The sequence below is a fragment of the Mycobacterium sp. 852002-51971_SCH5477799-a genome, assembly GCF_001667145.1.
Classification (GTDB): Bacteria; Actinomycetota; Actinomycetes; order Mycobacteriales; family Mycobacteriaceae; genus Mycobacterium.
Genome location: NZ_LZIF01000103.1, coordinates 38,206 through 50,571, shown reverse-complemented (window position 1 = coordinate 50,571; position 12,366 = coordinate 38,206). Strand labels below are relative to the sequence as shown.

The 12,366-nt window shown below is 68.5% G+C and carries 10 protein-coding genes; 5 read left to right on the top strand and 5 right to left on the bottom strand.

Annotation, left to right across the window (positions count from 1 at the left end):
* Positions 1 to 225: 225 nt before the first annotated feature.
* The 4 genes from A5753_RS15020 to eccCb are packed head-to-tail and all read right to left on the bottom strand — an operon-like array spanning position 226 to position 5,832.
* Positions 226 to 522, bottom strand: a complete 297-nt coding sequence (locus tag A5753_RS15020; RefSeq protein ID WP_067129390.1) for a WXG100 family type VII secretion target — start codon at positions 520 to 522, stop codon at positions 226 to 228.
* Positions 523 to 537: 15 nt separating this feature from the next.
* Positions 538 to 855, bottom strand: a complete 318-nt coding sequence (locus tag A5753_RS15015; RefSeq protein WP_067129374.1) for a WXG100 family type VII secretion target — start codon at positions 853 to 855, stop codon at positions 538 to 540.
* Positions 856 to 898: 43 nt separating this feature from the next.
* Entirely contained in the window at positions 899 to 2,143 is a 1,245-nt protein-coding gene (locus A5753_RS15010; protein ID WP_067129372.1) for a type VII secretion-associated protein, read from the bottom strand.
* Positions 2,140 to 5,832, bottom strand: coding sequence for a type VII secretion protein EccCb (gene eccCb / locus A5753_RS15005; protein ID WP_067129364.1), 3,693 nt, complete (start codon positions 5,830 to 5,832; stop codon positions 2,140 to 2,142). Before eccCb ends, A5753_RS15010 begins: the two co-directional genes overlap by 4 nt.
* A gap of 94 nt (positions 5,833 to 5,926) precedes the next feature.
* Here eccCb and eccD point away from each other — a divergent pair, with 94 nt between their 5' ends.
* Together eccD and mycP are read left to right on the top strand one after the other, a co-directional pair.
* A complete protein-coding gene (eccD, locus tag A5753_RS15000) occupies positions 5,927 to 7,345 on the top strand; it encodes a type VII secretion integral membrane protein EccD (RefSeq protein ID WP_067129361.1) in 1,419 nt (472 codons plus the stop codon).
* Positions 7,345 to 8,655: a type VII secretion-associated serine protease mycosin gene (mycP, locus tag A5753_RS14995; RefSeq protein WP_067129358.1), complete on the top strand. Its 1,311-nt coding sequence runs from the start codon at positions 7,345 to 7,347 to the stop codon at positions 8,653 to 8,655. The genes eccD and mycP overlap by 1 nt, the downstream gene beginning before the upstream one ends.
* Here the strand turns inward: mycP and eccB are convergent.
* The gene (eccB, locus tag A5753_RS14990) at positions 8,620 to 9,996 is read right to left on the bottom strand and encodes a type VII secretion protein EccB (protein ID WP_067129350.1); all 1,377 of its coding nucleotides are present in this window, start codon (positions 9,994 to 9,996) and stop codon (positions 8,620 to 8,622) included. The genes mycP and eccB overlap by 36 nt on opposite strands.
* Before the next feature lie 121 nt (positions 9,997 to 10,117).
* Here eccB and A5753_RS14985 point away from each other — a divergent pair, with 121 nt between their 5' ends.
* From A5753_RS14985 to A5753_RS14975, 3 genes are read left to right on the top strand one after another with little or no spacing between them, the layout of a single operon-like run.
* Positions 10,118 to 11,035 (top strand): cutinase family protein, encoded by a 918-nt coding sequence (locus A5753_RS14985; RefSeq protein WP_197694699.1) that lies wholly within the window; start codon positions 10,118 to 10,120, stop codon positions 11,033 to 11,035.
* A 42-nt stretch (positions 11,036 to 11,077) separates the two neighbouring features.
* Positions 11,078 to 11,713 carry a cutinase family protein gene (locus tag A5753_RS14980; protein ID WP_067129347.1) on the top strand — a complete coding sequence of 212 codons (636 nt, stop codon included), beginning with the start codon at positions 11,078 to 11,080 and terminating at the stop codon, positions 11,711 to 11,713.
* A gap of 2 nt (positions 11,714 to 11,715) precedes the next feature.
* On the top strand, positions 11,716 to 12,366 hold the full coding sequence (locus A5753_RS14975) for a cutinase family protein (RefSeq protein ID WP_082971332.1): 651 nt from the start codon (positions 11,716 to 11,718) through the stop codon (positions 12,364 to 12,366).

Here is a 12,366-nt window from a genome sequence, read left to right as displayed (position 1 = left end):
GGTGGATCCCGGAGTGACCCGGGGGCCGGTCAGGCGTTCGCGGTGAGGGCTTGGTCTCGGCGACCGACATTGACCCGAGGCCCCGGCGTACCGCACGCCAAAGGAGCAGCTTACCGACCGCTATCCCCGCAGGTCAAAATGACTGTGTGGTCCCAACGGCTCTCCCCCGTCAGGACCACACAGTCTCACGGCGCGGCTACCTCCGCGCGGTGGTCTTTTCGGCCGCTACCTCGCCCAGACGCCGGCAGCCCGGCGATCGGCGTTGGCCACCTCTTCGGCACCGTCGCGCACGGCGTTTCCCAGGGCGGCCAGAATTTCGTTGAGGGCCGTCGCCGACTGGTGCCATTTGAGCTGCTCAGCCTGGTAGGCGGTGGCCGCTTCGCTGGTCCACAGCTGCTGCAGCGGCGCGATCTGCGATCTCAGCTCCTCCAGCGCGGCATTGAAGCGTGCCGACGTGGAGTGAATTTCCTGGCGCACCGCATGTTCGATTTCGCCGAAGTTATAGGAAAGCACCGGGTCCACGGGCGTCCTCTCTCGTCACAGGTCGCCGCCGGCGGCGGCGATGTGGTGTGCATGGTTTTGGCCGGCCTCCCCTAGGGCGGCCGCGTTGTGCCGAATGGTGTCGGCGATGGTGTTCAGGGCGTGATAGAGCCTCACCGACTCCGCGTTCCAGCGATCCATCACGTCCTTGAAGCGAGCGGCGGCGAGTCCACCCCACGCCGACGGCGGCACGCCGTTCATGCGGCCGACGAACGCCTGCAGCAGCGCCCTGATCTCCTCGTTGCGGGCGTCGGTGGTACCCGCCACCGACCGCATCAGGTCGAGATCGGTGCTTAATGTGTTCGATGCAGCCATACCAAATACGACCCCCGGCGCGGTCCTTCGGTTCCACGAATTTTCATCCGATCGCGTGTGCGGATCGCACCGCCTGATCGCAGGCATCGCGGACCGCGTCTTCGTCGCCGGCCCGGCTCTGGCAACCGATGCTGATCCGAACCGGGCCGTCCAGGAGGACGGCCCAGTGCACGTCATGACCGGGGCGCACTTCGCGGTAAGTCACCGCCGGGCGCCCGGCTCTGGCTCCGGACGGGTTGAAGTCGACGAACACCCCCGGGGCCTCGGCATCGATCGCGTGCTTCAGCCGCTCGGCGGTACCACTGAGCGTCTCACCGGCGACCGGTGACTGGGTGATGTGTAAGGCCACGTCGGAATTTGTCAGCGAGGTGACCTGCACCCGGGCCGAGCCGGGTCCGCTCACCACCCGCTGCACCGACCACGTCGCCGGCACCGACAACGTCACCCCGCCTTCCACCAAAACTGTTGTGGGCGCGGTTTCCACCGCCTTCGGCGCCACCACCCCGGATCGGCCCATCGTCATTGCGGTCGGCGCCGCCGCGGCGATCACGATTGCGGCCGCCACGAGCCCGCTGCGCGTCCTGCCGCGCGGTCGGTCGGTGGCATGTGCGAGGGCGGCCGCCGACGACGGCTCCGCGGCAGCCGGGTAGGTCGACCGCGCAAGGCGGCCGAGCCGAATGTCGGTTATTTCGAGCAGGTCTGGGATGTTTTCTCCGCCACCGCGTACCGCGTCGGCGATCAGCGCCGCCAGCGCCGGCGCGCCGGCCACGGTGCTTGGGGTGTCGATCAGCACGGCTTCGGGCGCCATCGCCGCAACGACGTCCGCAACGTCCTGGGCGACGGACCGCGGTTCGGCCGTGCGCGGTACAGCCGTGACTTCGGTTGCGGTGATCGCCACCAGCCGCTCGGCGATTTCGATCACCACCGTCGCCTCCGGTGCGGAGCCAGACGCAGACGCCTGCCTCAGCAGCGACGATCGCGTCCGCGTTCGACCCGACACGGTCGTGGCGGCCTCGCTCACCACACCCACGCGCGACGCTGGCCACCACGACGGATGCACGACGACCATTCCGTCGCAGTGCCCCCGGGCTGCTGATCGCAACGCTGCTTCCCACAGCGCGTTTACGGCCGCCGGCCGTTCCCCTACCAGCGCCACCCGGTCGTCTATCGCATCGAGTGCCGCCCGAACGATGTTGGCCATCTCGTCGTCGGCGACGAAACGTGCGCCGCAACATATCCGCCGGATCGCGCCGGGCCCGGCTTCAACGATTGCGGGGTGCTCGCTCATGGTGGGCTCCACGCAACCTGGACAACCTCCTCCTCACCGGCCCGAGTGGCCAGTACGCCGCGACCCGGCGGCAATCGCAGCGGTGCCGTGGAAGCCAACGATGCACCCTGCGTGGGACACCCGCTCATCATCAACGACGCGCAACCGAGGTCGCGCAGACGCGCCAACATCGGCTCGAACATTGCGCGCTCGAGTCCGCCGCTGCGGCGAGCGATAACCATGTGCAATCCCAAATCTGCTGCGTACGGCAGGAATTCGACGATCGGTGCCAGGCCATTACCTGCCGCGCTAACCACCAGGTCATAATCATCGACGATGACGTAGAGCTCCGGTCCAGACCACCAACAACCGCTGCGCAACTGTGCCTGGCTGGCGTCGAGTGGCGGCATCCGCGCCTGTAGAGACTCGAGCAGATCGGGCAGCGACGCAGTCAGGGCGGCGGGCGACATGGCGTAACCGCGCAGATGTTCCGACTCGACGACACCGAGCAGCCTGCGCCGAAAGTCGACGATCAGCACCTGGGCTTGGGCGGGCGTCGTCGTCCGGACGATCTCCCGGCACAACGCCCGCAGCGTCGCGGTCTTCCCGCACTCGTTGTCACCGAGAACGAGGAGATGCGAGCACCGTTCGAAATCGACTGCGGCTGGCTTCAGTTCGCGCTCCCGTAGACCGAGCAGTATCCGCGTACCCGACTCGGGAGCCCACCGGCGCACCACATCCTCGTGCTCCACGCGCTCCGGCAGCAGCGGTATCGGCGGGGCAACCGCTTCGCCACCGGGCACCTCGGCGATGGGCAAGGCGATCACCATGTGCAGGCCTTCACGGGAAAGGCCACGACCCGGGATGTCATGCGGAACATGCTGGGCCGCCTTGCGGTCGATTTCGGAATCGGCGGGATCACCCAGCCGCAACTCGATACGCGTGCCAATCTGATCCCTCAACGACGGCCGCACCTCGGACCACCGCGATGCGGACAACACCACGTGCACGCCGTACGAAAGCCCCTGAGCCGCCAGCGCGGTGACCGGCTCCTCGAGTGTGTCGAATTCTTGGCGGACGCTCGCCCAGCCGTCGATGACGAGGAAGACGTCGCCGAACGGATCATCGGATGCATGGATGTCGCGCCGCCGCTGTCGGTATTCGGCGATCGACGCGATGCCATGCTCGCGGAACAAGGCTTCACGGCGACGGACGACCGACTCGCATTCGGCGACTATCCGGCCGACCAGACGCGGCTCCGCCCGACCCGCGACCGCGCCCACATGCGGCAGCGTGCGCACCACCGACAACGCCCCACCACCGAAATCCAAGCAGTAGAACTGCACCTGGTGCGGGCGATGCGTGGCCGCCAAGGCCGTAGTGAGTGTGCGCAATGCCGTCGACTTCCCCGATTGGGGTGCACCGATGACCGCCAGATTGCCCGCGGCTCCGGACATGTCGACCACCAGCGGTGTCCGGCATTGGTCGAAGGGCCGGTCGACGATGCCGATGGGGACGGCGAGGCCACCCGGCGCGCACGCGGCGTCGGCCAGGATGGCGTGCAGCGCCGGCGCCCTCCCCAGCGGGGGCAACCAAACACGATGCGCGGGCGGCCCCGTGCCAGTCAGGCGGTCCAGGACTGCACTCGAGATGGTTCGTCCGGGCGATTCGCTCAGCTGGGTGCCGCGGCTGACCGCTCCGGTCACCCAGGTGCCGAACAGCCGCACCGTTCGTGCCGCCACAGCTTGCGCACTGGTCGACGGGTTCGTCGGCAGCGGCGCCGAAACCAAGGTGGCCTGGAAGCGGATCGGTTCGCCGCCGCCGATGCGCAAGAAGCCGCCGCCAGGGGCGCTCGGCAGCCGATATGCGTCCAGACTACCCAATATGGTCTGGGATTCGTTGGCCGACAGCGTCTTCAGGCACATTCGATACGACAGGTGGGCTTCCAGCCCGCGTAGCCGGCCCTCATCGAGTCGCTGACTCGCCAGCAGCAGGTGCATGCCCAGCGACCGGCCGAGGCGACCGATCGCGGCGAATGTGTCGGCGAAATCCGGATGCTGGCTGAGCAGCTCGGAGAACTCGTCGACGATGATGAACAGCGTGGGTAACGGGGGCAACCTTCTGACACCGCGGGCCCGTACGTATGCCGCGACGCTGGCGCAACCCGCCGTCCGCAGCAGCTGCTGGCGGCGGTTCATCTCACCGGAAAGGGCAGCGCGCATCCGTGCCACCAGCGGCGCGTCGTCGGCCAGATTGGTAATCACCGCCGCCACGTGCGGGGCGTGCACATAGTCGAGAAACGTTGCGCCGCCCTTGAAGTCGATAAGCAGCAGGTTGAGCTCCTCCGGCGGGTTGTGCGCCATCATGCCCAAGGCGATGGTGCGCAACAGCTCAGACTTGCCGGAGCCGGTGGCACCGATGCACAACCCATGTGGGCCCATCCCGCTTTCGGCCGGCTCTTTGATATCCAGATCGAGTGGTGCGCCCCCAACGGTGGTTCCGATCGGCACCCGAAGTCGGTCGCGGTCTCGTCGGCGACGCCATAAGGCGGCGGGGTCCAGGCGGTCCAGATCGGAAAGCCCCATCAACTGTGGCCAATTCGGCTCAGCACCGCCCGGGCGACCGGTGCCCGGGTGGTGTCCGGCCAGTCGGCGCGCACATATCAGCGCGTCGATGGGCGCCATCAGGTCGGGACACCATCCCGGTGCCGGATCGGCGGGCGACCGGATCGTCAGCGGGTCGCCGTCGCAGCCGGTGCCGACTCCGATCGTGGTCACGCCGACGATCGAATCGATACCCGAGGCCAGGTCCGTGACCAACACCGCTTCGGGTCCTTGGACCGCGGCGAGCGCTTGCTCAGCTTCCGTCATGCTCGGGTAGATCATCCGCACCGGGCCCGCCTCGTCGATGTCGACCGGATGTTGATTGTGCGGAACCCATTTCAGCCAATCCCAGTGCTCGCGATTTTCGTCGTCGACAGCCGCCACGATCCGCACTTGGTCGGGTCGGTGCAGCACGGCAAGTTGGCAAAGCATCGCGCGCAGCAGGCCGCGCACCTCGGCTCGATCGCCGTCGATCGTCACGCGTATTCCGGCGCGCAGGCCGATCGTGACTGGAGCGCGGACCGTCGAGCGCGCATGCAAGAAGCGCGTGAGCGCCGTGGCGGTGACCGGATCGCGGAGTTCCTCCGGCGGAAGTTGCGGGCCGATCAAGCGGCGGGCGAGCGGCTGGGTTCCCATGCCCACCCGGACGACGCCGAAGTCGGCGTCGGTTGGTCGCCGCTCCCACATCCGCGGACCACCGATCAATGTCCATAGCGTGTCGGGATCGGGATGGCGGCCGATCGCTGACCGCAGTTGTGCCACAGCGATTTCCGACACGGACCGGCTCAGTGCGCTGAGGTAGCTCAGATAATGATCGCGGTCGGCATCGACGCTACCGCCTTGCCTGCGCGCGCGGCCCGTCAGCCCCGTCACCACGCTGGAAACCAGCATCATGGCCGGGAAGGCCAGAAACATGGGGTTACGGGCCGCGCCAGTCCCAGCGGTGAACATCGCGGCCATGACGCCCATGCCCACCAGAGAAAGCGCAACCGGCAGCAGCCGGGCAAGTGCGCCCGGCACTGTCGGCGGCGAGATGTCCGGCGGCGGCTCGACAACGATGTCCGCCGCCGGCAGCCGCGGTTCCGCCGGCACGACAGCTTGGGTCACCTCATCCCCTTCCCGTTCGACGACGCTAAGGAGCACCGATACCGGGGGCAAGTCGCCTGTGCACAACCGGATACCGGGCTGTGCGGAACTGGCTATGTTCTTTGCAGTCCAACGGAAGGGTTCGCTGTTGCCTGCATTCGATACCGGGCTGCGACGCGTCTCAGTGCACGGGGACGCTGCCCTCGTCGACGTCACCCTGCCCGCAGGAATCCCTGTCGCCGTGCTGATTCCGTCGGTCGTCGACATCCTCAGGATTGACCATCTCGACGACGAGGCCTGGCGCTACCGCTTATCGCTGCCCGGGGCAGCCGCGTTGGATCCGTCGATGACGTTGGCGCAGCACGGCATCGGCGATGGCGCAATCCTGATGCTGAGCCGGAGCGCCCCGCCGTTGCCTGATCCCCGCTACTTCGATGTGGCGGAGACCGTTTCGGCCACACTCGACGCGGCGGCCGAGCCGAGCGGCGGCACTTCACACGCGCGCCCTGTCCGCCTCATCGCGGCGGCGGCCGCGATCGTCTGGTCCGCCGTCGGAGGGCTGACGATCGTGCGAAACTCATTGCACAGCAACGATAGCCAAGCCAACGCCACTACGGTCACCGGGTTGGTGGCGGCCGGCTGCCTCGCCGTCGTTCTGGCGGCCGTCGCGCACCGCCGCTATCAGGACCAGACCGCCGGGCTGGCGTTGAGCCTTATCGCTACGGCGCTCGCGGCGGTTGCCGGCTTTGTGACGGTGCCCGGCGCGCCAGGCATGCCCAATGTGCTGCTGGCCGCGGCGGCTGCCGGCGTCACCGCGGTCGTCGCGGTGCGCCTATCGGGTTGCGGTGTGGTCACATCGACCGCCGTGGCGAGCTGCGCCGTCCTCATCTCGACGGCCGGACTGGTGGGCGTGGTCAGCGCGGCGCCACTGCGCGTCGTCGCTTCGGCCGCTGCGTTGGTATCCGTCGGCCTGCTATCGATGGCGGCACGCGCATCGATCGCGTTGGCCGGATTGTCGCCCCAACTGGGGACACCGGAGGCGACGGAGATCGAACCGAGCGATGCGAGAACGCGTCTGCAAGCGGTCCGCGCCGACAGGTGGTTGACAAGCCTGCATGCCGGATTATCGGCATCGGCGACGCTGGGCGCCGTGGTCACCGTGCTTGCCGACGCACCAAGCCCGGCATGCATCGCCTTCGGCATCCTCACCGGTGCACTACTGCTGCTGCGCTCCCGATCCACCGACACGAGAAGAATGCTGGTGTTCGCGACATGCGGGATCCTGGTTGCCGCAACCACCTTCGGCGTCGCGGCCGCGCGCTCGCCGGTGCCTGGCCCTTGTATCGCGGCGGTTACGATAATGGCCGTCGCCGTGGCGATGTACCTGGGCTTCGTCGGCCCTGCACGGCCTGCCTCGCCCGTCGTGCGCCGAAGCGTCGGGCTCCTGGAGTTGTCGGCGCTGACCGCAATGGTTCCGTTGACCTGCTGGATAGGCGGCCTCTATGGCGCCGTCCGGGGATTGAACCTCACGTGATGAGTCTTTGCGCGGCCGGTCGGCTGTTGACGGTAGCAGCGCTGGCACTGGCGGCTGCGCTGGAAATGCCGACAGCACACGCGTTTTCACCGCCGAAGATCGATGACAGCTGGCTGCCCAAGCCCGCCTTACCGGCACCTCCGGGGCCGACCGTGCAACGCGAAATCTGCGCGACGGTGACGGTCGACTCGGGTCCGGGCCGCAACCAGCCAGGGCGACTTGGCGACCTATCGGCGGTCTGGCAACTCACCCGCGGCGCCGGACAGCGGGTCGCGGTCATCGACACCGGAATCTCACGACACCTTCGGCTGCCCGATGTAGTGCCGGGCGGCGACTACGTGTCCACTGGCGACGGCACGCAGGATTGCGACGCGCACGGCACACTGGTGGCTGGAATCATCGCGGCCGCAGCCGATTCCAAGGCCGACGGCTTCAGCGGGATGGCACCGGAAGCCACGTTGATCAGCATTCGCCAGTCCAGCGCGAAATTCGGCCCCACCGGCGACCGGTCCCGCACCGGAGTCGGTGACGTCGACACATTGGCGAAGGCCGTTCGGACAGCGGCCGATCTGGGAGCCTCGGTGATCAACATTTCATCGGTTGCATGCGCGCCGGCGGCTTCGGCACTCGACGACCGCGCATTGGGCGCGGCACTGGCCTACGCCGTCGACGTCAAAAACGCCGTCGTCGTGGCCGCGGCCGGCAATTCGGGCGCGGGACAGTGTCCAGCGCAGCGGGCCGACGCGACCTGGCAGACCATCACAGTCGCCGTGAGTCCGGCGTGGTACGACGACTACGTGCTGACCGTCGGCTCGGTGAATGTCGGCGGAGCGCCGTCGGCATTCACCGTTGCCGGCCCCTGGGTGGATGTCGCGGCTCCGGGTGAGGCGGTGACATCGCTTGCGCCGGAACCGGTATCCGGCACGAGCTATGCCGCCCCGGTGGTCAGCGGACTGGCCGCGCTGATCCGGGCCCGCTTCCCGGCATTGACGGCCCGCCAGGTGATGCAGCGCATCGAGACGACCGCGCATCATCCGCCCGCCGGCTGGGATCCCCTCGTCGGCAATGGCACGATCGACCCGCTCGCCGCGGTCAGCACCGGTACGGGCCCGCCCGCCAACAGTCCCGGCCCGGCGAAGGCCCCCGTGCCGATCAGCGCGCCGCCGCCGAGCCATCCGCGCGATTCTCGCGCGCGGGAGACCGCTCTGCGTGGAGCCGCGATATGCCTGGTTGCGCTGGCTCTCACTCTGGCCGCCGGGGCGATCAGGGGTCGCCTACGGCGAGCCGGCGACCGCATCGCGCGCGATTGATGCGTTCTGTCGGCTCAGCTCAGGTCCTGCGGGCAACAGCGTCAGAAGCGGCCACGGCGCCGGGCCCGCATCGTCAAGCCCGAGGGCGTGCGCGGCGTCGTCGTCGTGAACGGCGAACCGGACGCCGCTGTCGGTGATCAAATAGCGGGTACCGCCGCTGTCACCCGCCCGCACGTAGGCGGTTGCGCCGGGCGGTACGTACACGGCGTCCAGCGCGGGGCCAGGGCCGTCGGCTTGCGCCAATGCCACTGACGCTCGGCCGGACGGGATCGGTAGCCGGCTCTCGGCCAGGAACACGACGTCGCTTTGACCGGGCCGCACCTGCTCCCAGGCGGCGCACAAGGTACCCGCCGGCTCGGAGAGCGCAGGCGCCCGGTCAGGAAAAAGGCCAACCGGCAGCTCGGCGACGACGGGAGCGGCCCGGATCGCGTCGGGCGCGACGGTGACAGGATTCGCGGTTTCCTGCGGGTTGTCGAACCGCAGTAGGTCAGCGGCCACTTGGCCGATCCGCTGCACTCCGGCGGCTAGGACGGCGTAGTACTCGTCGCCGTCGGCGCGTGTGATGCGAAGCACACTGCCGACCGCGAATCCGGGCAAACCGGGCGTCGTGGCGCCCCGACCGTGGATCCGCGGCGGCGCGATCGGTGGCGCTTCCGGCACGGCATTCAGCAATGCCGGCGAGACGAGCAGCGGCGTGCCGCCCTCGAGGCGCAGCGCGCGCACCACGGCGGCATCGTCGAGGTCCACCATCGCCCGGTGGCCGTCGTAGAGCAGGTAGGCGGGCGAACCGGAAGCCGTGGCCACCAGGATCGCCTGCCCGGTGGGAACGCGGTGCACCGCTGACGTCTCGGAGCGGCGGCCGATGATCACGGTCGTGGTGCTAGCGCCAGTGCTAGCGCATATCGACCAACCCACATCCTCTGAAGGCAGCGGCCTGCCGAGAAACTGCGGTGCGCCCGGGATACCCAGCAGCGGGCCGCGTTTGGTGGTGTTCAGGTCGGACTCGGTGACCGGTTGCGGGTTGGCGGCCGTCGCGGCGATGAGCCGGGCGGAGGCCAGGTTGGGCACCGGATGCCACACGTCGCCCACCCGGACGAAGAGGGCACCCGACTCCGGACTCACCAGGATCTGCGCGCGATCCAGAGCCACATGGGGCCGCAGCACGGCGAGAAGCGCGCAGCCGGCCACCACAACCGCGGTGACCACGCACCCGAACGTCATCGGACGCGGGCTCGAGCGAAACCCGGCCCGGTCCTCCTCCCCAAGCAATGCGCTTTCGATGCGCCGCAGCAAATACCGGTGAGCGCTGACGTGCAGCCACATGGCCGGCCGACGCGGCACCTGATCTCCTGACGTCGAGGTTCCGTTAACCACCACGGTAGGGCGCCGCTTCGGGGCGCCACCGCGGCTATCCACAGGTCGTCGGCTTTTCGGCGCACCACGAGTTGGGTAAAATCGCCCGGTGCGAACTCACCGTGTACGTACCCGTCGGGCGGGCACCGCGCGGTCAGCGGGCCATCTGATCACCCTGGGTGTTTCTGCCCTGGTTATCGCTGCTGGCCTGGTCGCAACCCCCGCCGCGGCACCCAAAGCCTCCGCCGACGACTGCCCGGACGTCGAGGTCATCTTCGCCCGCGGCACCAACGAGCCCCCCGGCCTGGGCCGCGTCGGCGACGCACTCGTGGACTCGCTGCGTCAGCAGACCGGCGGCCTGAACATCCTGCCCTACGGGGTGAACTACGCCGCCAGCAAGCTGCAGCTGCACGGCGGCGACGGCGCAAACGACACGATCGACCGCGTCAAGAAGAGCGTGGAGAAGTGCCCCAACACCAAGATCGTGCTGGGCGGCTATTCCCAGGGCGCCTCGGTGATGGACATCGTGGCCGGCGTGCCGATCGGCGGCATCAGCTGGGGCAGCACCCTGCCCGCGCAGTACGCCAACAACATCGCCGCCGTCGTGACCTTCGGTGACGTGGCCGACCGCGCCGGAGGGTCGCTGCCCACCAAGAGCGCGATGCTGGGCTCCAAGGCCGCCGACTATTGCAACCCCAACGACCCGATCTGTCACGCGGGCGAGGGCAACGAGTGGAGCGGGCACACCGAGGGTTACGTCCCCGTCTACACCACCCAGGCGGCGGCGTTCGTCGCGCAGAAACTCGCGGCGGCCGGTGTCGGCCAGCAGGCGCCCGCGTTCGGCCCACCGATGGGCCCCGGCTACGGACCGCAGACCCCCGGCTACGGGCCTCAGCAGTCGCCGGTTTACGGGCAGAACCCGCCCGGGTCGGGCCCATCGATCCACGGCGGTCCCGGCCCCGGTCCGGCCCCCGGGCCAGCGGTGCCCGCGCCGGCTACGGACGCACCGCAAGCACCTCTCGTCTAAATCGTTACCGTCGGGTTATCAACGCCCCCTTAACATCGCTGTGTGAGGCTTATCCCGTTCGGGCTGGGCATCGGAGTCGGCGTGACGGGCGCGTTATTGATTGCTCCCCAATTGGTTCCGCATGCGTCGGCGTCGTGCCCCGGCGTTGAAGTGGTGTTCGCCCGAGGCACCGACGAGCCACCCGGCGTCGGCAAGGTGGGCGGTGCGTTCGTCAGCGCATTGCGCGAGCAGACCCGCAAAAGCGTTGGCGCATACGCGGTGAACTATCCGGCCAACAAAGATTTTCTGGCCGCCACCAACGGTGCCAACGACGCCAGCACCCACCTTCAGCAGATGGCCGTCAACTGTCCGAACACCAAACTGGTGCTGGGCGGCTACTCCCAGGGCGCCGCCGTCGTCGACATCGTCACGGCCGCACCGATATCGGCCCTCGGCTACCGCCAGCCGTTGCCGCCCCAGGCCGCCGACCACGTCGCCGCGGTCGCCCTGTTCGGTAATCCGTCCGGCCGGGCGGGTCAGCTCATGAGCGCCCTGTCCCCCAACTTCGAGGGCAAGACCATCGACCTGTGCAACCCGGGGGACCCGATCTGCTCGGGCGGCACGCAGTGGAGTTCGCACCTGAGCTACGTGCCCGGATTGACCAACAGGGCCGCAAATTTCGTCGCGGGCAGGGTCTGACCTTGAGTCAGCGCTGGTGCGGCACGGCTGGTGCCGCGTCCATCGCCGTGGCATCGCTTCTCGCCCTCGCGGTCACGACGCTCCCCGCGCCGGCCGCATCGGCGGAATGCCCGGGTGCCGAAGTGGTTTTCGCCCGCGGTCGCGAGGAGCCACCCGGCGTCGGTTACGTCGGAGCCGCATTCGTCAATTCCCTGCGCGCCAAGGTGCGTATGCCGGTGGGGGTTTACGGCGTCAACTATCCCGCCGATGTCAGCCCGGCCAAGGGCGCCAACGACATGAGCGCGCACGTCCAGCAGATGGCGAGAACCTGCCCTGGCACCCGCGAGGTCCTCGGCGGCTACTCGCTGGGCGCCGTTTCCGCCGATCTGGTCGTCGCCGTGACGCAACCGGCATTCGGATTCACCAACCCGCTGCCGCCGGCATTGGACCAGCAGGTGGCGGCGGTCGCCTTGTTCGGTAACGGCACCCGCAAAGTCCTCGACCCGGTTCCCGATTTCGACCCGGCGTTCGCCGCCAAGACCATCGACGTGTGCGCGAAGGGCGACCCGATCTGCTCGGCGAGTGGCCTGAATTGGCCTTCGCATCTGCAGCCTTCTTACATCGACTCCGGGCTGGTGGATCAGGCCGCAAACTTCGTCGCCGCCAGGCTGTGA